This window comes from Hathewaya histolytica (assembly GCF_901482605.1).
GTDB lineage: Bacteria > Bacillota > Clostridia > Clostridiales > Clostridiaceae > Hathewaya > Hathewaya histolytica.
Genome location: NZ_LR590481.1, coordinates 273,965 through 297,574 on the forward strand (window position 1 = coordinate 273,965; position 23,610 = coordinate 297,574).

Annotated in this window: 20 protein-coding genes and 1 riboswitch; of the genes, 15 read left to right on the forward strand and 5 right to left on the reverse strand. The window is 29.3% G+C overall.

Going from position 1 to position 23,610, the window contains the following annotated elements; all coding sequences use genetic code 11:
• The first annotated feature begins 42 nt into the window (after positions 1 to 42).
• From citC to FGL08_RS01395, 6 genes are all read left to right on the forward strand, one after another.
• Positions 43 to 1,086: a [citrate (pro-3S)-lyase] ligase gene (gene citC / locus FGL08_RS01370; protein ID WP_138209104.1), complete on the forward strand. Its 1,044-nt coding sequence runs from the start codon at positions 43 to 45 to the stop codon at positions 1,084 to 1,086.
• Complete coding sequence (gene citX / locus FGL08_RS01375; protein ID WP_138209105.1) at positions 1,049 to 1,612, forward strand: citrate lyase holo-[acyl-carrier protein] synthase; 564 nt, start codon at positions 1,049 to 1,051, stop codon at positions 1,610 to 1,612. Before citC ends, citX begins: the two co-directional genes overlap by 38 nt.
• Positions 1,599 to 2,480 carry a triphosphoribosyl-dephospho-CoA synthase CitG gene (gene citG / locus FGL08_RS01380; RefSeq protein ID WP_138209106.1) on the forward strand — a complete coding sequence of 294 codons (882 nt, stop codon included), beginning with the start codon at positions 1,599 to 1,601 and terminating at the stop codon, positions 2,478 to 2,480. Before citX ends, citG begins: the two co-directional genes overlap by 14 nt.
• Positions 2,473 to 3,798, forward strand: coding sequence for a tetratricopeptide repeat protein (locus FGL08_RS01385; protein ID WP_138209107.1), 1,326 nt, complete (start codon positions 2,473 to 2,475; stop codon positions 3,796 to 3,798). Before citG ends, FGL08_RS01385 begins: the two co-directional genes overlap by 8 nt.
• Positions 3,799 to 3,917: 119 nt before the next feature.
• A complete protein-coding gene (gene trxA, locus FGL08_RS01390; protein ID WP_138209108.1) occupies positions 3,918 to 4,232 on the forward strand; it encodes a thioredoxin in 315 nt (104 codons plus the stop codon).
• A 13-nt stretch (positions 4,233 to 4,245) separates the two neighbouring features.
• Positions 4,246 to 5,112, forward strand: coding sequence for an NAD(P)/FAD-dependent oxidoreductase (locus FGL08_RS01395; protein WP_138209109.1), 867 nt, complete (start codon positions 4,246 to 4,248; stop codon positions 5,110 to 5,112).
• Positions 5,113 to 5,333: 221 nt separating this feature from the next.
• Here FGL08_RS01395 and FGL08_RS01400 read toward each other — a convergent pair whose 3' ends face one another.
• The 3 genes from FGL08_RS01400 to FGL08_RS01410 form a co-directional block, all read right to left on the reverse strand.
• Positions 5,334 to 6,797, reverse strand: a complete 1,464-nt coding sequence (locus FGL08_RS01400) for an IS1182 family transposase (protein ID WP_138208895.1) — start codon at positions 6,795 to 6,797, stop codon at positions 5,334 to 5,336.
• Positions 6,798 to 7,061: 264 nt separating this feature from the next.
• Positions 7,062 to 7,634, reverse strand: a complete 573-nt coding sequence (locus tag FGL08_RS01405; RefSeq protein WP_138209110.1) for a cell wall hydrolase — start codon at positions 7,632 to 7,634, stop codon at positions 7,062 to 7,064.
• Between the two features lies 1 nt (position 7,635).
• A riboswitch (cyclic di-AMP (ydaO/yuaA leader) is annotated at positions 7,636 to 7,767 on the reverse strand.
• Between the two features lie 52 nt (positions 7,768 to 7,819).
• The gene (locus FGL08_RS01410) at positions 7,820 to 8,806 is read right to left on the reverse strand and encodes a hypothetical protein (protein WP_138209111.1); all 987 of its coding nucleotides are present in this window, start codon (positions 8,804 to 8,806) and stop codon (positions 7,820 to 7,822) included.
• Positions 8,807 to 9,048: 242 nt separating this feature from the next.
• Between FGL08_RS01410 and cdaA the strand changes: the two genes are divergently transcribed.
• From cdaA to FGL08_RS01445, 7 genes are all read left to right on the forward strand, one after another.
• Complete coding sequence (gene cdaA, locus FGL08_RS01415) at positions 9,049 to 9,873, forward strand: diadenylate cyclase CdaA (RefSeq protein WP_138211231.1); 825 nt, start codon at positions 9,049 to 9,051, stop codon at positions 9,871 to 9,873.
• On the forward strand, positions 9,846 to 11,105 hold the full coding sequence (locus tag FGL08_RS01420) for a CdaR family protein (protein WP_138209112.1): 1,260 nt from the start codon (positions 9,846 to 9,848) through the stop codon (positions 11,103 to 11,105). Before cdaA ends, FGL08_RS01420 begins: the two co-directional genes overlap by 28 nt.
• Positions 11,106 to 11,119: 14 nt before the next feature.
• Positions 11,120 to 12,715 (forward strand): NAD(P)/FAD-dependent oxidoreductase, encoded by a 1,596-nt coding sequence (locus FGL08_RS01425; RefSeq protein ID WP_138209113.1) that lies wholly within the window; start codon positions 11,120 to 11,122, stop codon positions 12,713 to 12,715.
• A 51-nt stretch (positions 12,716 to 12,766) separates the two neighbouring features.
• Positions 12,767 to 13,843 carry a butyrate kinase gene (gene buk, locus FGL08_RS01430; protein ID WP_138209114.1) on the forward strand — a complete coding sequence of 359 codons (1,077 nt, stop codon included), beginning with the start codon at positions 12,767 to 12,769 and terminating at the stop codon, positions 13,841 to 13,843.
• Entirely contained in the window at positions 13,843 to 14,943 is a 1,101-nt protein-coding gene (gene buk, locus FGL08_RS01435) for a butyrate kinase (protein ID WP_138209115.1), read from the forward strand. Before buk (FGL08_RS01430) ends, buk (FGL08_RS01435) begins: the two co-directional genes overlap by 1 nt.
• A 29-nt stretch (positions 14,944 to 14,972) precedes the next feature.
• Positions 14,973 to 15,779, forward strand: coding sequence for a YdcF family protein (locus FGL08_RS01440; RefSeq protein ID WP_138209116.1), 807 nt, complete (start codon positions 14,973 to 14,975; stop codon positions 15,777 to 15,779).
• A gap of 410 nt (positions 15,780 to 16,189) precedes the next feature.
• Positions 16,190 to 18,745 (forward strand): FAD-dependent oxidoreductase, encoded by a 2,556-nt coding sequence (locus FGL08_RS01445; RefSeq protein WP_138209117.1) that lies wholly within the window; start codon positions 16,190 to 16,192, stop codon positions 18,743 to 18,745.
• 122 nt (positions 18,746 to 18,867) lie between these two features.
• On the opposite strand, the gene FGL08_RS01450 is transcribed toward FGL08_RS01445, so the two are convergent.
• Positions 18,868 to 19,542, reverse strand: coding sequence for a uracil-DNA glycosylase (locus FGL08_RS01450; protein ID WP_138209118.1), 675 nt, complete (start codon positions 19,540 to 19,542; stop codon positions 18,868 to 18,870).
• A 183-nt stretch (positions 19,543 to 19,725) separates the two neighbouring features.
• Here FGL08_RS01450 and FGL08_RS01455 point away from each other — a divergent pair, with 183 nt between their 5' ends.
• Positions 19,726 to 21,042 (forward strand): methyl-accepting chemotaxis protein, encoded by a 1,317-nt coding sequence (locus FGL08_RS01455; RefSeq protein WP_138209119.1) that lies wholly within the window; start codon positions 19,726 to 19,728, stop codon positions 21,040 to 21,042.
• 103 nt (positions 21,043 to 21,145) lie between these two features.
• On the opposite strand, the gene FGL08_RS01460 is transcribed toward FGL08_RS01455, so the two are convergent.
• On the reverse strand, positions 21,146 to 21,304 hold the full coding sequence (locus FGL08_RS01460) for a DUF1540 domain-containing protein (RefSeq protein WP_138209120.1): 159 nt from the start codon (positions 21,302 to 21,304) through the stop codon (positions 21,146 to 21,148).
• A gap of 212 nt (positions 21,305 to 21,516) precedes the next feature.
• Between FGL08_RS01460 and FGL08_RS01465 the strand changes: the two genes are divergently transcribed.
• Positions 21,517 to 23,595: a methyl-accepting chemotaxis protein gene (locus FGL08_RS01465; protein ID WP_138209121.1), complete on the forward strand. Its 2,079-nt coding sequence runs from the start codon at positions 21,517 to 21,519 to the stop codon at positions 23,593 to 23,595.
• The last annotated feature ends 15 nt before the right edge of the window (positions 23,596 to 23,610 follow it).

The following is a 23,610-nucleotide window of genomic DNA, read 5'->3' on the forward strand; positions in this document are numbered from 1 at the left end:
CAAAGTAAACTATAATTATATTGTAATTGTGGAGTGATGGTTATGTATGAATATAGCATAGAAAAAGTAAATTTAAATAATATAGAAGAAGTTTCAGAGGTAAGAGAATTTTTACTTAGCTACGATTTAGGTTTAGATAAAGATTTAGATTACACATTAGTTATAAGAAAAGGTGGAAATATAAAAGGAACCTGTTCTAAGGCTAAAAGTGTATTAAAGTGTTTTGCAGTAAGCGAAGAATTAAGAGGAGAAGGTTTTAGTGAGAAACTAATAACTAAACTAAATGATAAATTATTCGAAGAAGGTATATATCATAGCTTTATTTTTACAAAGCCTGATAATATACCTATTTTTACAGGACTCGGATATTCTTTGATTGTAGAAGTAAATAAGGTTGCATTACTTGAAAATGGTATGTATAACATAGATAAATATTTAGACAAAATTGCTAAAAAGTATAATTTAAATGATAAAAAACAAAGAAGTGCTTTAGTTATGAATTGTAATCCCTTTACCTTTGGCCATAGATATTTAATAGAACAGGCATCTAAAGATGCTGAAGAGGTATTAGTGTTTATAGTTCAGGAAGATAAGTCTTTATTTCCTTTTAATGTGAGATACAATTTGGTAAAAGAGGGGGTACGAGATTTAGGAAATGTTAAGGTTATAGAAGGTGGAGAGTATATAATTTCTTCTGCAACATTCCCATTATATTTCTTAAGAAAAGAGGAGGATATACTAACTGCTTATACTAAGTTAGATAGTGAAATTTTCCTAAGATATTTTTGTAGTAGGTTTAACATAAGCAAAAGATTTGTTGGAGAAGAACCTTATTGTAAGGTTACTAGAGCTTATAATGAGTCATTAGAAGAGAACTTTAGAAGATATAATAAAGAACTTATTATACTTGAAAGAAAAGAAGAAGAAGAAGAAAAAATAAGTGCTTCAAAGGTTAGAGAACTAATAAAACATGATAAGCTAGAAGAGGTTAAAAACCTTGTTCCAAGGGTTACTTATGAGTTTTTAAACAGTATAGAGGGAAGGGAGATTGTGGAGAAGATTAAGTCTAGTAATTCCCCACATTAGGATTATGTATAGTGCAGAAGATGTTTTAAATGCAAGAGAGTATAGGGTTAGCTTTCAAGAAGATTTGATAGAAGAGTATAAAGAAACTCTAGTAGTTATGCGAGTGAATTATCCAGGAATAGAAAAAGATAATCGCCTTACAAGGGATATAATAGGCATAATGAAAGAGGAGGTTTATAAAATTTTTCAGGCAGATATATTGTTTAGTAAGGAAGACTTTACTGCAGAAGGTCCTTTGGTATTTTGGGTTATAAAAGGTGACAGCTTAAAAATAAAGAAAACAACGGTGGACATAGAGGAAACTCATATTTTGGGTAGAACTTTAGATATTGATGTTTACAATGCTCTTGGTAATTCTTTAAGCAGAAGTGATATAGGATATGATAAGAGAGTGTGTTTTTTATGTAATGAGTATGCTCATCTCTGTGTTAGAAGCAAGAAACATAATATAAAGAGTATTATAGATTTTATAGAAAATAGATATGAAAAATACATAAATATGGAGAAAGTTCATGATGATAAATAGAGAAGAAATTATAAATAGTCTAGGTGGATTTGCAGAACTTGCTATGCTTTATGAGATTTCTGCATATCCTAAGCCAGGTCTTGTGACACCCATTTCTAATGGTGCACATAAGGATATGGATTACTTTACTTTTCTAAATAGCACTTCTGCGCTTACTCCTTATATGTATGTTTTTGCAGAGAAAGGATTTAATCATAAGAGTCCTTATGAGATTTTTCTTAGTATAAGAAGGATTGGGATAGAGGCAGAGAAAAGTATGCTATGTAAAACAAAGGGTATTAACACCCACAAGGGAATGATATTTTTAATGGGCATAACCTTAGCAGCTACTGCAAAGACTATATATGAAAAGTTACCTTTTGAAAGTATTACAGAGATTATAAAGAGCATGACAAAGGGAATTGTAGAGAATGAACTTAAAATAAACAAAGAAAATATGATAAAAGAGAATCTTACATATGGTGAAAAGCTCTACCTAAAGTACGGTCTAAAAGGAATAAGAGGGGAAGTTGAGAGTGGAATACCCATAGTATTTAATAGAGCCCTTCCGTTATATGAAAAATCTTCAAGCTTAAATGAACGAGAGAGGCTCGTACATACATTAATATGTATAATGTCATATTGTGAGGATACTACAGTTCTTCATAGAAAATCTATAGATACTCTTTATTATATGCAAGAAAGGTCAAGAAATATAATGAGTTTAGGTGGAGTTAAGACTAAAAGTGGACGAGCTGAGATTTTAAAATTAGATAAAGAGTTTTGTGAAATGGGAATAAGTCCAGGGGGAGCGGCAGACCTCCTAGCTATTACTGTATTTATTAGTTTTGTAAAGGAATTTATAAAAGAGGGAGTTTTATATGAGTAAGGCTAATAAAGTTTATAAAAAAGTTTTAAATTATTATCATAAGGGACACTTGGAAAAAGCCATAAATCTTTGTGAGAGTTTAGGAGATGATATAAATTCAAATAATAATCTATTGAATTTTAATGGCATCTTATACTATTTAAAGGGAGATATGAATAAAGCTAGGAACCTTTGGAATATTAATTATAGAAATAATAAAGATGAAATATCAAGAAAGTATCTAGCAGATAGTATAAAAGATGAAGAGTATGCAACTTTATATGGAGAAGCTCTTCACTATATTGAAGGTTTTCAAATATCAAAATCCATAGAAAGACTTAAACTGTGCAAGGAGAAAACTAATTTTAATACTATAAATGTAAATAATGAACTCTCTAAATGTTATATAAAAAAAGCTGATTATAAAAACGCTCTCATGTGTATGGACGAGGTTTTGAAATTAGATAATAAGAATGAAATAGCTCTTCAAAATAAACAAAGTTTATCAGATTTAGGTATAATACCAAAGGATAGTAAGCTAAATATACATAAAAAAAAGATGTATATACCTTTAGTTGTAATTCTTTTATTTATATGTAGTAGTTTATTTTATAAATTTATGCTTTTACCCAATAATAACATAGCAAAAGAAAAAAAGAATGTAGAGGTTAGTAAAGAAAAGCATACTATAAAAAATGGAGAGGATATTAAAAAAGAAAATTCTAAGATAGATAAAAAAAGAGATGATAAAAATTTAGAACATGAAAAGGCAAACAGTAATAAAAAGATTAACACAGAAAATTCAAAAGAAAAAGCTCAGAATGTTAATAAGAAAACTAGTGAGCATAAGAAGGATTCATTTCCAAAGGAAAATATAAAAGCATCTATAGATGGTGAGAAGTTTGATGACCTAGATCAAGTTTTAAGAAATTGGAAAAGAGAAGAATTAGATGTAAACGATAAAATGTTTTTTAATGAAGCTATTGAGTTTATGAATAAGGGAGCAGGGGAGTATTATTACTTTAAAGGAAGAGATTTATCTAAACAAGGAAATTTTAATGAAGCTATTAAATATTATAGTAAAGGGATTTCTTATGGAGTAGGTAAATTTCCTTATGAGGATGGTCTTTATATGTTAGGAGTTGCATATAAAAAAGTAGGGAATACAAAAGAAGCACTGAAAATTTATGAGAGATACTACACAGAATATAAGGAAAAAAATTATGTTAAAAATGGCAGTTATCTTAAAGACGTTTTATATTATTTAAGAGATACCTACAAGAATTTAAATGATGAAAAATATAGGGTCTTTGAAAAAGAGTTAAAAAAACTAGGCTAATATGAAAGTAAATTTAATCAGTCACTTCTAGGTTATTTGACTATTAATATAAAACTATATAAAATTGACTTTATGATTGTAAAGCAAATAAGGCATAAATTAATATGGAGGTTATGTTCATGTTAGAAGTAAATGGTTTAAATTTTGATAAGGAAGTATTAGGAGAAGGAAAGTTAGTGGTAGCTGACTTCTGGGCTTCTTGGTGTAACCCTTGTAAAATGTTGATGTCTATATTATCAGAAGTATCAGAAGAGATGGGTGAAAAAGTAAAGTTTGTTAAAATAAATGTAGAAGATAATCCACAATTAGCACAAAAGTTTAATGTAAAAAATTTACCTACACTTATGGTGTTTAATGAGGGTGAATTAAAGGATATGATGGTTGGATTTAAACCAAAACCACAGGTGAAAAGTTTTGTACAAAAGAATCTTTAAGGTGAGGTAGAACATGAAAAGATATGATGTAGCTATAATTGGTAGCGGGCCAGCAGGGTTAGAGGCTGCTATTAATTTAAAACGTAAGAATAGGAATTTTATATTCTTTGGTACAGAGGAACTAAGCGAGAAATTAGTGAGAGCTAGGGAAATAAACAATTATTTAGGTTTTCATAAAATATCAGGAATAGCTCTCAAAGATAATTTTAAGAATCATATAGAATCTTTAGGTATAGAAATAACTAAGGAAAGAATAGATAATATTTATAATATGGGTGAATATTATACCTTAATGAGTGGAGACACAACCTATGAAGCTAAAGCTATCATAATTGCTGTAGGAGCAAATTACGGCAAGCCCTTAATTAATGAAGAAAACTTACATGGTAAGGGTGTTAGCTATTGTGCTAAGTGTGATGCACCTTTATATGGAGAGAGTACTGTTGCTGTGATTGGTTATGGGAAATATTCAGAAGAAGAGGCTAATTATATTGCGAATATGGGTGCTAAAGTTCACTATATACCTATGTATAAGAATTTTGGAGATCATATATTAAATGAAAATATAGAAATAATTAGAACTAAAGCAACAGAAATAGTAGGTGAAGAAATAATAGAAGCTGTAGTTTTCGAAGATAATAGTAGGTTAAATATAGAAGGTGTATTTATTCTTAAAGAAGTGTCAGATTATGCTGATTTAGTTCCAGGAATAGAATTAGAGAATGGATTTATAAAAGTTGATAGAAATATGAAGACTAATTTAGATGGGTGCTTTGCAGCAGGAGATTGTACTGGAAGACCATATAGATATATAGTAGCTGCTGCAGAAGGGCTTATAGCATCTTCAAAGGTTGTAGAATATTTAGATTCTGTAGAATAATACCTTTATATATTAACTTTTAATATAATTTTAATAGAACATCATACTTTGGGGAGTAAATATTATATTAAAATAAAATGGAGAGCTGTTTAGCGAGACCACTGAAAAACTTATAGTTTTTCGGGGGTTTACTTTTTACATAATTTAAAAGACTCAAGTTTATACCATTTTGTGGTATGAGCTTGAGTCTTTTTGTATTATTAAACCCTAATCGGGTATATTTACTGATTGCTTAGAGTCAATATTCTCTTCAAGTTTACAGCAAAAATGGTCAATGCACCTTGCATTTGCATGCCAACAAGACCTGCGGCTGACGCAACATCATACCCATGTCTATGTTTCATTTCACTATTTTTAGCTTCAATTTTATATCTCTCTTTTGATTTTTCTTTAAAAAAATCAGTTTCTTGAAATTCAATATGTTTTTGATGCGTATTCGTTTTGATTGAAACTGAGTATGATTTAGTTTTAGCACCTTCTTTATAGCACCCTTGTTTTAAAGGGCAACACTGACACTTTTTAACATCAAAAAAATAAGAAATTACTGTACCTAGTCCATCTTTGGCATGTTTTTTAGGTCTAGTACTAGTTTTCTTAGTACTCATATGGCCAGCTTCACACGCATACATATCTGCATCTTTATTATATTCAAACTTCGTTTTAGTTTGTCTTTTGTTACCATGAGATACTGATTTACTAAGCTTTGCAATTAGATTTTTTTCACTTTCATTTACATATTCTATATTTTCTTTTTCTGAATAAGCTGCATCTCCAATAATATTTTCTATGTTTAAGCCAGAGGCTTCGCTCTTTTCAATAAGTGATTTTAGTTGTTTTCCATCGTGTTTTTCTCCCGAAGTAACTACAGCAGCAGTAATAATACGTTCCTCAGTCATTGCAATATGAGTTTTATACCCAAAGAAAGATGTATCAGCAGTTTTGTGTCCAACTTTTGCGTCAGCATCTTTAGAGAATGACAAAACCTCTAAATCATCTTCGATTGTTTCTTTTAATAAATTTAATTTTTCTTTTACAGCTGGATAACTTGAAATGACCTCTTCTTTTTCAATAACTGATATAAGTTTTTGACAATACTCTATTTCATCCTCAAGAAGACCGTTGTTAACTTTATTAGGAAACCTTGCTTTCATTGACTCATCAATGTTATAAACTGACTTTCGAAGTTTTTTAGATTGTTCAATTAAAACTTCCCTAGGTGTTTTTTGATTGTATCTAGCTTTGGTATGAGTTGAATCAACAATAATTGATTTTGATTTTATAATTTCCTTTTCCAATGCTATTTCTACGGTTTTAGAAATTAGCATGTCCATTAGATTAGTGTCCTTTAAGCGTAGCTTTCTAAATTTAGTTAAAGAACTTGGATTAATTACATCCTCCTCCGGAGCCATATCTAAGAAATATTTAAAAGACATATCATATTTAGAGCGTTCAACAACATCTACATCAGAAATATTGAAAATAGTTTTTAGTAAAAGATATTTAAACATTCTTATTGGGTCAATCGCTCCGCGACCGTTATTATTGCAATATGTAGAAACTAATTCATCGTAGATGAATGAGAAATCTACCATTTCTTTAATCCTTCTCAACATATTATCTTTAGGGATAATCCTATCATATATATCACCATATTCGCTTAATATCATCTTTTGATGCATTAACATAAAATCACCTGCTTAAATTAGTAATATAAAAATTATACTAAAAAATAGACATAACATCTACACAAACTGTAGTGTTATGTCTATTAAGATTAGGAGGGTACTTTTTCAGTACCCTCCTGTTTAGCTCTCCATTTTTTATCCTTTTAATTAGCTTATTAAAAATATAGTGTACTTATTAATTATATATTTAAACTATTTTAATATAATAAAATAGAATTTTCTCTTAAGTAAAATAAGTTTTTTTCTCAAGTTAAGTAGTTTGATTTAGTTAATTATAAAGAAAACGTGTCTACCAATAGATTGCTCATTAGATTTTTTAGTATTTTTCATCCAGCCACAAGTAGCTATTTTAGGGTTATAGAAAAATAGGGCTTTATTTGTAGGATCATTACCTTTAAGTGCTTCAAATACGGCTGAATAACATTCTTCTGTTGGAACTACATTTATTACTCCATTTTGAACACAAGAAAAAGCACCTTTTTGTTTTATAACACCCTCTATGGATTTAGGAAAGTGAGAATCTCTTGCCCTATTTAGAATTACTGATGCGACAGCAACTTTACCTTTATAAGGTTCACCTCTACTTTCACCATAAACTATTTGTGCCATAAGATAAATGTCTTTATCCGTAACTTTGAGCTGTTGATGATTGTTATTGAATACGGCTTTTGCATTATCTTTTTCATTGTATAGCTTTTTACCTTCTGCATAAGAATTAAGTGCTACTACTTTCTTTTCATTTTGCTTATTTGCACTTAAAGCATTGGTAGTTGGCGAAGTAAACACTAAAAAACTAAGTACTAGTGTAAATGTTAATATTAATTTTTTGGTATTCATATTTCTCCCTTCCTTTTGCCTACGGAGTTAGCTGTCGGGTTCGGTAAAGGATAACCTACATAACTTAATGATTCACCCCTAATAATGGTTCCTCCGCGTTATAACCTAAATTTTAAATTGGCATTTACTTAGGCTAATGATATTTTAACCAAATCTCAAAAAATAATACAAAATTTAATAAGAATTTAAATATTTTTTAGTGAATCTTTGAATTTATTAAATTTATTTTTTATGTTTTCTAAGTTTTTTTCATTTTCAGTGTAAGAGTTTTCAAATGATTTTTTAATAAATATTCCAGTGTTTTCACTATTATTTTCTGATTCAAGAGTGTCATTTAGAGTTTGGAGGTAAACACTATAGTCTTTTAATATAGATTGCAGGGTAGAAAATATATTATTTTTATCTTCAGGAATAGGGATTTCAGATAAAGAAATAAAAATATCAGATAAGGTCTCCTTATCTTTTTTTATAGATTCTAGTACAGGTTCAAAAATCCTATTTTCTTCTCTAATTCTAGATATATTATCTACATAACTATTTTTATTTAATAAGTCTTCTAATTTATTTTTTGCAATTTCTACACTGTTCTTAAATTGAACATTTTGAGCTTCTTTTATTTTTAATTGAGTTTGCTTTTCTAAGGATTTGTTTCCAAAGCTAAGCACAGTATCAATAAAAGTGTTTAGAGTAGGGGGGAATTGGATATCAAAGGCTTCTCCTTTCGCAAGAGAATAATTTGAATCAGTTTTATCCCTATAGGATTTAAGATCTTCTAAAGACTTATTAAGGTTCATATTATTAGCATTATTTATTATTGTAAAAGCTTGTTTATAGATCATTATGTTATTTTCAAGGCCATCTACTAAATATTTTTGTCTAGCCTTATATTTTTCAGGAGGATTTAATTTTAAAATGTTATTTTTATGATTAACTAAAGGTTCTATAACATTTTTAGATAGCTCACTATTAATTTTAGTTATATCTAAATCTCCGTTACTACTGTAAGTGTTTACATCATTATTTATTTTGTTTATCTTTATTATGTAGTTTTTTACTGTTTTGTTGTATATAGAAGTATTTCTAAATACAAAATAATAATAAATAGAGAAGAAAACTCCTATTAGTATTAAAATACATACGGAACTTATTATTAATGTTTTTTTATTTTTCACTTTTATCACTTCCTTTTAATTTAGTATTTACTGATATATATTTTATATCAATTATATAGAAATAATTATAAAATTTAAAGCTGAATCATAGTATTAGGTAGTGGGGAAGAAGTGGTTAAAGTTTATAGAAAGTTATACTATATAATTATTTAATAGTGTATAATTAAATTATACATTATAATAAAGTGGAAAGTTTTGAGGTGAGTAAGGTGGAATATTTTAATACATTTTTAAATGGTTTTATGAATACTATAGAAAACATAAGAATATTTAACATTCTAGATATTATGGTCGTTTCTTTTATATTTTATAAAACATATAATTTAATAAAAGAAACAAGAGCGGAACAATTATTAAAAGGAATACTTTTTGTTTTTTTATTAATACCTATAAGTGGATTTTTTCACCTAACGACTTTAAACTGGATATTAAACGAAACTATTACAATAGGTGTACTAACTATAGTAATTATCTTCCAGCCTGAGATTAGAAAAGCGCTTGAACACTTAGGAAGAAGTACTTTTACTGATAGACATATATTAGAGGACGAAGAAATTAGAAATGAGGTTGTAGGTGAGATAGTAAGTGCTGTTGATAATCTATCTGCAACTAGAACAGGGGCTTTAATTGTAATAGAGCAACGTACTGGTATTGGTGAGATAATTAATACAGGAACAAAGCTAGATGCTGTAGTATCGTCGGCTTTGCTTGAAAATATATTTGTTGTAAATACCCCTTTACATGATGGTGCTACCATTATAAGAGATAATAGAATAGTGGCTTCAGGGTGCTTTTTACCTCTTACTGAAAATAATGAATTAAATAAAAAGCTTGGCACTAGGCATAGGGCAGCTATAGGACTTTCAGAGACATCAGATGCTATAGTTATTGTTGTATCTGAGGAAACGGGTATCATTTCTATAGCTTTGAATGGTAGAATAATACGAAATTATGATAGAGATAGATTAAGAGGAGTTTTATCAAAATTAATAGCAAATAGACAGCCAAAGAAAATAACTTTATTGGAGAGGGTGAAGTCATGGATAAAGAAAGAAAAGGAAAATTAGTAGTAAAGATAGGTTGTGTAATGGCAGCTATAACTTTATGGCTTTATATTTCTAACACCCAAAACCCTTTGGTAAATTATACTATAAAAAAAGTGCCCGTTCATATTAAGAATGCGGATATAATCTCTCAAAACAAATTAGCCTTAACAAAACAAGATAATTATTACGTAGATATTAAAGTTCAAGGAAGAGCCTCAGAAGTATACAAAGCAAAGGCTGGGGACTTTAATATAATTGCCGATTTAAGCGGATATATAGTAAGAAAAGGAGAAAATAGACTTCCTGTAGAGATTGAGAAAATGCCTTCAAATTTAACTGTGGTTAATAATGGGGATTTATGGGTTAAACTAGATATAGATGAGGTAGTAGAAAGAACAGTTTCTGTTCTAGTGAATTTAAAAGGGAATAGCTCTAATGATAAGGTTGTAAAGGAAACCATTACAAATCCAAATGAAGTAAAAGTTTTAGGACCTTCCAAACAAGTTGGTCTAGTGGATAAGGTTATAGGAACTGTAGATATATCAAAAGTTTCTCAGTCCAAAACTGTACCGGTAAATGTGAGGCCGGTGGATCCATCAGGAGAAGAAGTTAAGGGAGTCAAAATAGAACCTTCAAGGGTATATGCTACTTTAGGAATTAATATAACAAAAGAAGTTCCCATAAAAGTAGATACAGTAGGGACAATAGCAAATAACTTCAATTTAAATGGTGTAGAGCCATCTAAAGATAAGGTAAAAATAAGTGGAGAAGAAAAGGTAATACGAAACATTACTTTTATAAAAACTGAGCAGATAAATTTAAATGGACTTACAAGTAACTCTAATAAAGAAGTTAAATTAGTAATACCTAGAGATATAGAGGTGCTAGGGAATATTGGTGCAATAAACGTAGCTATAAAGATTACACCAAAGGAAGTTGTACCTAAAGAAGAACCTATACCAGATAGTGTAAAAAAGGTAGAAAAAGAATTCACATCCACTATAAATATAACAAATTTATCTAAAGACTTAATAGCTAATATTGATAAAGAGAAGTTAAATTTTAAGATCTTAGGAGATGAAAAAGTTTTAAATAACTTAAGTGAATCTAATTTCAAAGCTTATGTGGATTTAAGCAAAGTAAAAACGGAAGGACAGAGCAGTATAAAAGTAGAGCTTACCTTACCTAAGGGTGTCACCCTAGTATCTAAAGAATTTACAGAGGTTAAGGTAGATGTTAAAAAGAAACAATAAATTAGGAGGACTTCATGTCAATTCAAGTAAACAATATAATTTTAAGTATAGATGAACATAAAGAAGATATAAAATTAAAAGTATCTAAAAAGCTTAAGATAAATGAAAAAGATATTAAGGAATTAAAAATATTAAAAGAATCTATTGATGCAAGAAAAAAAGATTCTATAAAGTTTAATTATCAAGTGTCCTTGGAATGTGATAATGAGGATAACATAGTTAAGAAGCTTAAGGGTAATGAAGTTTTTCTGCAAAAAGAAAGTTATGTTCCAGATTTTAAATTAGGAGATAAAAAACTTACTACAAGACCAATAATAGTAGGAATGGGTCCAGCAGGGTTATTTGCTGGACTTCTTATGGCTCAAAAGGGGTATAGGCCCATTATTATTGAACGAGGTGAAAATGTAGACCATAGAAGTAAAACCGTAGAAGAGTTTTGGAAAAGTGGCAACTTAAATACTGAATCCAATGTTCAGTTTGGAGAAGGTGGAGCTGGGACTTTCTCAGATGGAAAGTTAACTACAAGAAGCAAGGATTTTAGATGTGACTACATAGTAAAAGAACTTATAGATGGTGGAGCACAAGAAGAAATTAGATATATGGGAAAACCGCATATTGGGACAGATGTCTTAAAAGAAGTGGTGAAAAATATAAGAAATAAAATTATAAGCTTAGGTGGAGAGGTTAGATTTAATAGTAAACTCCAAGATATAGTAGTTAAAGATAAGAAGATAAAGGCTGCAATTATAAATGGAGAAGAAGTTCCTTGCGAGGTATTGATTTTAGCTATTGGTCATAGTTCTAGAGATACCTATGAAATGTTACATAAAAGAGAAGTTTTTATGAGTCCTAAACCTTTTGCCATAGGAGTTAGAATAGAGCATCCACAAGAGCTTATTAATGAGAACCAATATGGTAAATATGCAAGTCATCCAAGGTTAAAGGCAGCAGACTATAGGCTAGCTTATACAGATGAAGTTACAGGTAGGGGTGTTTATAGTTTTTGCATGTGTCCTGGAGGGGTGGTTGTGGCTTCTTCTTCAGAGGAGAATGCACTAGTTACTAATGGAATGAGCTATTCTAAAAGAGATAAGTCTAATGCGAATTCAGCCATTGTAGTTTCAATTGGAGAAGGAGACTTTGGAATTGATAATCCACTAGGAGGTATGGAATTTCAAAGACATTATGAAAAATTAGCTTATTCATTGGGTGGAGGAGATCATGTGGCACCTATTCAATTAGTGGGTGACTTTATAAAAGGTAGACAAAGTACGAAAATAGGAGCAGTTCAACCAAGTTTTACACGAGGATATGAATTTAAAGAGCTAAATAAATGCCTTCCTAGTTACGTTATAGATTCTTTAAAAAGAGGATTACTTAATTTTGATGGAAAAATAAAGGGATTCGCTATGGATGATGCTGTAATGACTGGAATTGAAACTAGAACTTCTGCTCCTGTTAGAATGGATAGAAATGAAGAACTTGAAAGTATATCTGTTAAGGGCTTATATCCTACAGGTGAAGGTGCAGGATTTGCAGGTGGAATTATTTCAGCAGCAGTAGATGGTGTTAAGGTGGTAGAAAGAGTAATGCAAAAATGGACATATTAATTATCTTAAACTTTTTAGATTAAGTATACAGTTTTTAGGAGGCTTAGTAATATGGATAAGAAAAAGTTTATATTAGTTGTAAATCCTCATTATGGCTATACTAAAGTTGCTATCTTTAATAAAAAGGGTAAGAAAGTTTTAGAAAAGCATTTAGATATTGAGGGGAAAACTATTAAGGTATATGACCAAAAAGAAGAGAGGATACGCTCTGTTATGAATTGGTTAAAGGAAGTTAAACTTCCTTTAGGTGAGATTATGGCTGTAGTAGGACGTGGTGGTATTTTACGACCGACTCCAGGGGGAACTTATAAAGTAACATATAAAATGCTAGAAGATTTAAGAATATCATATGCGGGGGAACATGTATCTAATCTAGGAGGCATAATAGCACATGAAATCAGCAGAAAAGCAGATATACCTTCATTTATAGTAGATCCCATGAGTGTGGATGAGATGATGGATGTAGCTAGAATATCTGGAATTCCATATGTAGATAGAAAAGCTTTAAGTCATGCACTTAACATAAAGTATGTGGCTGAGATGGTAAGCAATAAGCTTGGAATAGAATTTAAACAAAGTTCCTTTGTAGTTGCACACTTAGGTCAAGATTTTTCAATTGTAGCACTTAAAAATGGGAAGATAATAGATACAAATAATTTCTATGATGAAGGACCTTTTTCCATACAAAGATGTGGTAGTATCCCACCTTTGAAAATAATACATATGGCATATAATGATAAAAAAGATTTTAAATCTTTCTTAAAGGAAATATTTGAGGAATCAGGACTTGTACAATATTATGGTACTGATAATTATAAAGATATAGAAAAATATATAACGGAATCTAATGAACATAGTCTAATAGTAGAAGCTATGAATTATAACATAAGTAAAGAAATAGGTGCCATGTGTACGGCTTTAAATCTTGAAGTAGACCAAATAATTCTAACAGGGCCTCTAAGTAAAAATGAAAATGTTATATCATATATAAAGAAAAAGGTAAGTTTTTTGGGTCCCGTAAAGGTGGTTCCAGGAGAATATCAGATGGAAGCTTTAGCAAAAGGTACCTTAAGGGTTTTAAGTTGTGAAGAAGAAGCTAAAATCTATGAGAATGAGGTGTCTATTTAATGAATGCAGTTAGAAGGAAGGATTTAAATAAGAAAAAGCCTAAAATTTTAGTTCTAAACACCAGATATATTTCTACTGGAATTACTGTATATGAGGAAAGAGAAAAAATAATAGGGGAGAATATAAGACATACCGTAGGAAAAGTTAATCAGTTTTCTCATATCAAAGATCAGACTGATTATAGGTATGGTATAATATTAGACTTTCTTAAAAATAAGAAGATAGATATTGATGATATAGATTATGTAGTGGCTAAAGCAGGTCCTTTAAAACCCATAGAAAGTGGAACCTATGTTATAGATGAAAATATGGTTAATGACTTAGAGATAGAAAGGTATGGAACCCATTCATCAAATTTAGGACCATTACTTGCTTACAATTTATTTAAGAACTTTGGTATGAAACCTTTTATAGTAGATCCTGTAGTAGTAGATGAGATGGAGGATGTTGCAAGAATTACTGGAATTAAAGCTATACAAAGGAAAAGTTATTTTCATGCATTAAGTCAAAAAGCTATAGCAAAAGCTTATTCAAAAACTCATCATAAAAGATATGAGGATATAAATTTAGTAGTTGCTCATATAGGAAGCGGAATTACTGTTGGTGCACATAAAAATGGAAGAGTTATAGATGTTAATAATGGTCTTGAAGGAGAAGGTCCTTTTTCCCCAGAACATTCTGGAAGTGTACCAATTACAGACCTGGTTAAACTTTGCTTTAGTGGTAAGTATACTCTCGAAGAGATGATAAAGCATGTAAATGGTAAGGGGGGTTGCATGGCTTATGTTAATCATAGTGATGTAAGGGTGTTATTAGAACAGGCAAAGAAAGGTGATGAAAAGTCTAGAGTTCTCTTTAACGCCATGGCTTATCAAATAACAAAGGAAATTGCAAAGTGTGCAGTTGTACTAGAAGGAAAAGTTGATGCCATATTAATTACAGGTGGACTTGCTTATTGTAACCAAATGGTTGAAAAGATTAAGGAAAGGGTAAGTAGAATCGCACCTATAATTGTGTACAAAGGAAAAGATGAAATGCTTTATTTGGTAGAGGGAGTACTAAGAGTTTTAAATGGGGAAGAAAAGGAAAAGTACTATTAAGTATATAAATTATAGGGGGAAGAGGGATAATGAGGTTTAGTATGCGAAAAAGTAACTTTGTTTTATTTTTACTTGGAATATTATCTATAGTTTATTTCTTTACTCTTAAGTTTTTTGGGCCTATAGCTTTTTCTAAGTTTTGGATTATATTGGGAGCTATACTAATTATACTATCCATAGGAAGAGAAAATAGACAAAACTATTATAAAAACCAAAAGGGTTGTAAAGGATCTTCTTATAATGAAGGAAGGGGAGTTTTTAAAAGATTGATAACAGCTTTGTTTATCTTATTTTTTTCTTTTTTTATTATTCTAGAAGGTTTTATAATATACAATGGTGAAGTAGTTGATAAAGAGAAAGTGGACATAGTAATTGTACTTGGGGCAGGTCTTAAAGGAAGGAAACTTTCTCAATCTTTACATCAAAGAATGGATATGGCACTAACATATTTAAGAGATAATCCTGATATGAGAGTTGTAGTATCAGGAGGCAAGGGACCAGGTGAAGATATTACAGAATCTGAAGCTATGGAGGAATATTTAATTGAAAATGGTATAGCAAAAGATAGAATAGTCAAAGAGAGTAAATCAAGGAATACTTTTCAGAATTTCAAATTTTCAAGAGAAAAACTTAATAATATAGGTGAAGAGGATAAAAAGAAAGTGTTAATAATTACTAATAATTTTCATATGCTGAGGTCGAAGATGCTAGCAAAAAGAAATGGATTTGAGCCCTACGGACTTCCAGCAGAGTTGCATCCCTATATAAAACCTAATTTTTATGTAAGAGAATTTTTCGGATTAATTAAGTCTTTTTTATTTGATAAGGATTATTAAAATTAAATAAAATTATTAAATAGAGCAAAGGTCAAAAAAGTCTATTCCATAGCATTGTGGAATAGACTTTTTTATAAGGTAAATAAAGTTTTGAATTATTTGTTACTATAATATATTTTAATATAATATATTTATCTAATTTATATTATACATTGTTTTATATATATAATAAACAAGTATTTTTAAAATATTGTCTTTTCAGTAAATTTAAATTTTATAAATTTATTATGAAATATAATATTACACAGAATGTTCATTGTTACTTTAAATAAGGAATATTAAGAAAAATGAAATTAATTGGTTGTACTTAATTATTTATATGATATAATATTGTTATAATAATAACAATCATTATTGATTAATAATCTTTATTTTACAATAAAAATAAGGAATTAGGGGGATGTGTATTTATGAAAGCATATGAAATTAAAAAAGATGTTTATTGGTGTGGAGCACTAGACCCTAACTTGAGGATTTTTGATATCATAATGTATACACCTTTTGGAACAACTTATAATTCATACGTTATAAAAGGAAAAAATAAGACAGCCATCGTAGAGACAGTAAAGGAAAAGTTTTTCGATGAGTATTTAGAAAGACTAAAATCTATAAATGTAAACCTTGAAGATGTGGATTATATTATATTAAATCATACAGAGCCCGACCATGCAGGTTCTTTAGATAAGTTACTAAAACTTTCTCCTAAAGCTAAGGTTGTTGCATCCCAAACTGCACTAAGATTTTTAAAGGATATTACCAATATGGAGTTTGACTATATTGAAGCAAAAGAGGGAGAAACCTTAGACTTAGGAGAGAAAACTTTAGAATTTATATCAGCTCCATTTCTACATTGGCCAGATTCGATGTATACTTATTTAAAGGAAGATAATGTGCTTTTTACTTGTGATTCTTTTGGATGTCACTATTGTAATGAAGATATATTTGATGATTATAATGCAAACGAAAGAGATTACAGGGAGGCACTGAAATACTATTTTGACAATATAATGGGGCCATTCAAGCCATACATGTTAAAAGCTATAGATAAAATTAAGGAACTTAAAATATATGCTATATGTAATGGACATGGTCCAGTTTTAAGAAAGAATCTTTGGGATATAGTAAATCAGTATAAAATCTGGAGTTTGGAAGAAGGCTCAGCAGAATTTGAAAATACTGTTTCAATTTGTTATGTATCTGCTTATGGATACACAGAAATGATGACAAATGCAATTTCTAAAGGTATAGAGAGTGTTGGAGATATAAAAGTTAATAGTTATGACCTTTCAAAAGATGATTTTAGTGATGTTCTATCTAAAATAAATATATCCAATGGTATTTTACTTGGAACTCCAACTATTAATGGAGATGCTTTAAAACCACTTTGGGATATTCTTATAAATTTAAATCCCATTGTTCATGGTGGTAAGATCGCGGGAAGTTACGGTTCTTTTGGTTGGAGTGGAGAAGGTCCTTCTAATTTAACTGAGAGATTAAAACAACTTAGAATGGATGTAGTAGATCCACTTAAAATAAATTTTAAACCTTCAGAAGAGGATTTAAAGGTTGCTTTTAATTATGGAGAAGCTTTTGGAAATAAGCTAAAAGCAAAATTTGCAAAGGATTCAAACACTTCTATTAGAAGAAAGAAATTGTGGAAATGTCTTATTTGTGGAGAAATATTTGAAGGAGATACACCTCCAGAAATATGTTCTGCTTGTGGTGTTGGAGAGGAATATTTCGTAGAGATTACAGAAGAAGTTATAAATTACTCACAAGATAATAATGATAAAATATGTATTTTAGGTAACGGTGCCTCAGGGTACTATGCAGCAGAGTCTATAAGAAAAAGAAATAAAACATGTAATATAACTATATTTTCTGAAGAGGAAGAGGTAGCTTATTATAGACCAGCATTATCAGAACTTTTAGGTGATGATAAGGTGAACAATAACTTCTATCTTTCAAGCAAGGAATGGTATAATGAAAATAATATAGATTTAAGATTAGGTGTTAAAGTTGAAAAAGTAAATACAATATATAAGAAGCTTATTTTAAAGGATGGAGTAGAGGTTTCTTATGATAGGCTTATTCTTGCTAATGGAAGTAGAAATTTCATGCCTTTAATAAAAGGAATTGATAAAAACGGTGTATTTACACTTAGAGATTTAAAAGATTTAGAAAATATTAAATCATATATAGGTAAGTGTAATAAAGCAGTAGTAGTTGGTGGCGGACTTCTTGGACTTGAGGCAGCTTGGGCAATGAAGAAATCAGGTAAGGATGTAACCATTATAGAATTTGCAGACCATATCTTAAATAAGCAGTTAGATAAGGAAGGTGCACAAATTTTAAATAAAAAACTTGAAGAAGCTGGAGTGAAAGCTTTAACAGGATCACAAGTGGTAGAAATTTTGGAGGAAGATAAGATTTCTTATGTTAAGCTAAATACAGGTGAAGAAATAGAGGCTGATATGGTTTTATTTTCTATAGGTATTAGATCTAACATCGAGTTATTTAAAGGTACGGATATTTCTTTAAATAGAGGTGTAATTGTAAATAATAAGATGGAAACTTCAGCTAGGGAGGTTTATGCTTGCGGGGATGTGGCTGAATTAAATGAAAGAGTTTATGGTAACTGGCCAGCATCTATAGAAATGGCAAAGATTGCAGGAGCTAATGTTTGTGGAGATGAGAGACAATTTATAGATTATGTAGATGTTATTTCTTTTAATGCCATGAACACAACACTTATAAGTTGTGGAACTATACCAGAAGAATCTTCGTCAGTAATTACCATAAATAATAAAGAAAAGGGGATTTATAAGAAATTCTTTTTTAAAGATGATGTACTTGTAAGTGGAATACTAATTGGAGATACTTCAGATAGTATAAAATTAATAAATGGAGTTAAAAAAGAAGAAGATTTCAATAGTTTTGCTAAAAAGTTATCTTTTAATATATAGTTTATTAAGTTTATTTTAAGTAATTATATTTTAAATTTAAATAATAAATAGGAATAAAAGAGGATTTAGTATAGATTTATTTATAATTCAATACTAAATCCTTTATTTTACAATAAAAGTTTTTAAATATTTTCTATTTGCCAATCTATTGGAGATTTTCCTATAGATTTTAGAAATTCATTACTTTTTGAGAACGGTTTTGTTCCAAAAAAGCCGCGACTTGCCGATAATGGACTTGGGTGTACAGATTTTATTATATCATGTTTTGAATTTGTAATTAATTTTACTTTAGCTTGTGCATTATTTCCCCAAAGAATAAACACAACAGGATCATTTTTTTCATTTATAAGAGATATAATTTTATCCGTAAATTTTTCCCACCCTTTATTTTTATGCGAGTTAGCTTCTCCAGCTCTTACTGTAAGTACTGTGTTTAAAAGTAGTACCCCTTCTTCTGCCCATTTCTTTAAATATCCGTTATTTGGTATATAGCAACCTAAATCACTATTTAATTCTTTGTAGATGTTAACAAGCGAAGGTGGGGTTTTAACCCCAGGCTTTACAGAAAAGCTAAGTCCATGTGATTGATTAGGACCGTGATAAGGGTCTTGCCCTAAGATTACTACCTTTACATCCTTGTATGGTGTATATTTAAGTGCATTAAAAATATCGTTCATATCTGGGTATATGGTTTTATTCCTATACTCTTCAATTAAAAACTCCCTCAGTTTTAAATAATAATCTTTGGAAAATTCTTGATCTAAAAGATCATGCCAATCATTCTTAAGTACATTCATTTATCTCCCATCCTTTAACTACAGTTATATATGATTATTATATACTATTTTAATGAAATAATTTATAATTGGTCGAATTTTATCAACAAAATTAGTATAACTTAATACAATGATATTAGGTAAAGAAAGGTTGGAGTTTACTAAGGATAAAAATTTCATTGAGAAAGGAGTTGATTTAGCCACATGGATAAACTTAATACTAAAAATGTAAGCTGGAGATTAGGACTTGTATTATTAGTATCTAATTTATTATCAGGATTTATAGTGGCTATGGGTTTTATTTTAAATACTAGAAGTATAATAAAGGATTATAACAGTAATATAGATATTACTAAGGGAATGGGGAGTATTATAGTTTCCTTAGCACTAATTTTAACTGTATCATTAATAACATCACTTATATTATCTAAAAATATAGGTAAACCTGTTCAATGTGTAACTAGAATTTTAAATTATATGTCTAAGTTCGATTTAACTAAGGATTTTATAGATAAAGATGTTCTAAATAGAAAAGATGAATTAGGTGAAATGTCTAGATCCTTAATTACACTTAAGGATAGTTTAATTTATATTGGAAGGGGAATTAAAGAGTCTTCCATAGATATATTAAAAGGGTCAGTTACAATGGAAAAAAGTTTAAAAGAAACTGAAGGTTCTATAAGTGGAATTTCTATAACTATGGATGAACTTTCTAAGGGTGCTATAGAACTTGCTGAAAGCACACAGAATGGATCTGAAAAGTTAGAAAGCTTATCTGATAAAATTTTACTTTTAGTAAATGAAACTAGTGTATTAAAAGGATTTTCATTGGAAGAAAAAAAGAATATTTCTAATGCTTTAGAGGCTTTAAATATTTTAGAAGAAAGGTTTGCAGAAAACAAAAATAATATAGAAAATACTTTTACCATAGTAAGTGATCTTTCAAAAAAATCAGAAAGTATTGGAGATATTATTAATGTAATAGAAGAAATTGCAATAAGGACAAATCTTTTATCTTTAAATGCAACTATAGAGGCTGCTAAAGCAAAAGAAAATGGTAAAGGTTTTTCTGTAATAGCAGAAGAGATAAGAAATTTATCTGAAAAAACTAAGGAGTCAACAAAGGTTATAGGAGATATATTAAAAGAATTAAAATTAGGAATTAGAGACTCCAAAGAAAATATGGATAAGTGTATTGTTGCAAATCAGGAGAGTTATAAAGCTCTGAAGAAAGAAAGAGGATATTTCGATATTATGGATGAAACCTATAATAAAACCATAGAAAAATTAAATATATTAGTTAAAAATATGGAAAGGATGAATGAGGATAGGGAAGTTGTAATGTATTCTATACAAGAAATAGCATCTGTATCTGAAGAAACTGCAGCTGGTACAGAAGAAGTCTCAGCATTAATACAAAAACAAATATCTTCTATGGAAAAGGTAAATGAGTTTGGTATAAATTTAAAAACTATTAGTAAAAAATTAAATGACTACACTAAGAAGATTATTGTTAAATAACTGAGTATTTTTAATAAATATAATAAAAGGATATATGCTATGAAATCTAGCATATATCCTTTTTAAATTGAATATAATAAAAAGGTTACAAATAATTATTTAACTATTTTGCTTCAAAGCTTCCACAATCTGTACACATAGTTGTTTTTGCTTGTGGTTCGTGTTTAACAACTTCTATAACATTAAGTGTACAGTAATCTTTGTCCCCAGAATGATATTTACATTCATCAACTACACATTTAATACTTTCATTATGTTTCATATCTTTTCACCTCTTAAAAATAAATTATTAAAAATACATTATTATTATGTCAATAAAACTTTTTATTATGTAAACTCTTATTAAAATATTACGATAATTAAATTAATATAAAAATAATACAAAAAAAATAAATAAAACTACAATTTAATCAAAAAAATGGAAGTGATTAGAAAGGGGGTTAGACCTAAAGAAGAATTTCTTTAGGGGGTTATATGAAAAAGATTAGTGTAAAAATAATTATAGCAATAATAACATCTACACTGATAGTTTCAGTTTTAGTAGGGAGGCTTAGTTTTTTTAATAGTAAGAGATTTTCAGAAGAAGAAATAAAGTATAAGTTAGATTACATGGTAGAGGCTAATGTAGAAAAATTAAACGGTACTTATATAGGCATGGAAAATATTGCAGAAGATCTTGGGGGTACTGCGAGTTCTCTTATAGATTTTGAAAAACTAAGCAAGGATAAAAATTTTATAGAAGAGTATCAAAAGAATATGGATGAAATTATTAAAAATGTGGTGACATCTAAGGAAAAAGGACTTGGAGTTTATTTTATAATAAATCCAGAACTTTATACAGACACAAAATTACGGGTTATTTGTTATGAAGATAGTGAGGGATCAGGGCAAGCAAAAAAGGAAGAGTATGATTATGATAGGGGATCTTTTCTTCCTAATAGCGGAGATAAAGAATGGTATCATGAGTATGTGAGAAATAAAAGCGGAACATGGGATGAACCACATGCCGATTCTAAGGGGAATTTCCAAATAGCTTTTGCAAAGCCTGTATTTAAAGGTAATAAGTACGTTGGACTCATGGTTGTAGATATGAATTTTACACAATATGCTAAAACAATAAATAGTATGAAGTTTTATAATACAGGATATGCTTTTGTGGTAAATGATAAACTTGATTATATAATAGACAAAAAGAAAAAGAATGACACAAATCTAGAAAAAGAAGAAAAGGGAAAATATAAAAACATAGCTCAAAAAGTCAAATCAAACGATAAAGGATTTCTTCAAGAGGAGTACAGTAAGAAAAAGTCTTATATAAGCTACGGTAAGCTCATGACAGGATGGAAGATGATAATCGTAGTTCCAAAGTCAGAAGTTTTAGCACATCTAAATAAAAATTTAATCCAAATTATAGTAACTACTTTAATAATAATCTCATTATCAATGGTCTTTGCATTATTTATAGGAAAAATGATATCTAAGCCAGTAGTAAATGTAACCAAAATGCTAGATTCTATGAAAAATTTAGATTTAACATATAAAATAGATAGAAGAATATTTCTACTTAAGGATGAGATAGGGACTATGGCAAGGTCTGCAGAATCTTTTAGGGAAGAGCTCAGAAATACCTTTAAAAGTATCCAAGTACTATCTGAAGGTGTATTAGATAATGCTAAAAAGGTAACTAATAATTCTGAAGAAGCTGTATATTCCTCTAATGCAGTCTCTAGTACAGTAGAAGAAATTGCAAAGGGTGCAGGAGAACTTGCTTGTAATTCACAAAATGGTGCAGAGAGGTTAGTTAACTTATCAAATAAAATTATGTTAGTGGTAGATAGTAACCAATCATTAAAAGAGTATTCAGAGAACACAAGAGAGATAAATAAGAACGGTATGAATACATTAGATAATTTAGTTGAAAAATTCAATATTAATACAGAAAGAATAACGGATGTATCTAACAATATAGATAGATTATCAAATAAGTCTGGTTCTGTTGGGAAAATTGTATCTACTATAGAGAAAATAGCAGAACAAACGAATCTACTTGCATTAAATGCTGCTATAGAAGCAGCAAGAGCAGGAGAGGCAGGACGTGGATTTGCTGTAGTTGCGGATGAAGTAAGGAAGCTTGCAGAAGAGACAGCGGTATCTACGAGACAAATATCAGATATAATAAAAGAAATTCAAATAGAAATACAAGAAACTAAATCAAATATGGATATAAGTTTAGGACTTACAGAAGAAACAGAAAATGCATTAAAAGTGCAAGAAGAGTCTTTCAAAGGTATAGAAAAGGCCATTTTTAATACTTTAGATAAGTTAGATATTTTATCTGAAAATATTAAGATAGTAAACGAGGATAAAGAAGCTGTTCTTAGTGTTATTCAAGAAGTAAGTGCAGTATCACAAGAATCTGCAGCATCTACAGAGGAAGTTTCAGCATCTGTAGAAGAACAACTTAAAACTTTTGAAGATATAGCCGAGTCATCAAATAAGCTAGAGAATATATCACAAGAGTTAAATAATTTAGTTGAAAAGTTTAATATATAAAATTAAATTATAGAT

What these genes read in the sequence shown, in the direction of transcription:
- citC (WP_138209104.1), top strand. Translation starts at nt 43, where the DNA reads ATGTATGAATATAGCATAGAAAAAGTAAATTTAAATAATATAGAAGAA.
- citG (WP_138209106.1), top strand. Translation starts at nt 1,599, where the DNA reads ATGATGATAAATAGAGAAGAAATTATAAATAGTCTAGGTGGATTTGCA.
- FGL08_RS01385 (WP_138209107.1), top strand. Translation starts at nt 2,473, where the DNA reads ATGAGTAAGGCTAATAAAGTTTATAAAAAAGTTTTAAATTATTATCAT.
- trxA (WP_138209108.1), top strand. Translation starts at nt 3,918, where the DNA reads ATGTTAGAAGTAAATGGTTTAAATTTTGATAAGGAAGTATTAGGAGAA.
- FGL08_RS01395 (WP_138209109.1), top strand. Translation starts at nt 4,246, where the DNA reads ATGAAAAGATATGATGTAGCTATAATTGGTAGCGGGCCAGCAGGGTTA.
- FGL08_RS01400 (WP_138208895.1), bottom strand. Translation starts at nt 6,797, where the DNA reads ATGTTAATGCATCAAAAGATGATATTAAGCGAATATGGTGATATATAT.
- FGL08_RS01405 (WP_138209110.1), bottom strand. Translation starts at nt 7,634, where the DNA reads ATGAATACCAAAAAATTAATATTAACATTTACACTAGTACTTAGTTTT.
- cdaA (WP_138211231.1), top strand. Translation starts at nt 9,049, where the DNA reads ATGAATACTATAGAAAACATAAGAATATTTAACATTCTAGATATTATG.
- FGL08_RS01420 (WP_138209112.1), top strand. Translation starts at nt 9,846, where the DNA reads ATGGATAAAGAAAGAAAAGGAAAATTAGTAGTAAAGATAGGTTGTGTA.
- FGL08_RS01425 (WP_138209113.1), top strand. Translation starts at nt 11,120, where the DNA reads ATGTCAATTCAAGTAAACAATATAATTTTAAGTATAGATGAACATAAA.
- buk (WP_138209114.1), top strand. Translation starts at nt 12,767, where the DNA reads ATGGATAAGAAAAAGTTTATATTAGTTGTAAATCCTCATTATGGCTAT.
- buk (WP_138209115.1), top strand. Translation starts at nt 13,843, where the DNA reads ATGAATGCAGTTAGAAGGAAGGATTTAAATAAGAAAAAGCCTAAAATT.
- FGL08_RS01440 (WP_138209116.1), top strand. Translation starts at nt 14,973, where the DNA reads ATGAGGTTTAGTATGCGAAAAAGTAACTTTGTTTTATTTTTACTTGGA.
- FGL08_RS01445 (WP_138209117.1), top strand. Translation starts at nt 16,190, where the DNA reads ATGAAAGCATATGAAATTAAAAAAGATGTTTATTGGTGTGGAGCACTA.
- FGL08_RS01450 (WP_138209118.1), bottom strand. Translation starts at nt 19,542, where the DNA reads ATGAATGTACTTAAGAATGATTGGCATGATCTTTTAGATCAAGAATTT.
- FGL08_RS01455 (WP_138209119.1), top strand. Translation starts at nt 19,726, where the DNA reads ATGGATAAACTTAATACTAAAAATGTAAGCTGGAGATTAGGACTTGTA.
- FGL08_RS01460 (WP_138209120.1), bottom strand. Translation starts at nt 21,304, where the DNA reads ATGAAACATAATGAAAGTATTAAATGTGTAGTTGATGAATGTAAATAT.
- FGL08_RS01465 (WP_138209121.1), top strand. Translation starts at nt 21,517, where the DNA reads ATGAAAAAGATTAGTGTAAAAATAATTATAGCAATAATAACATCTACA.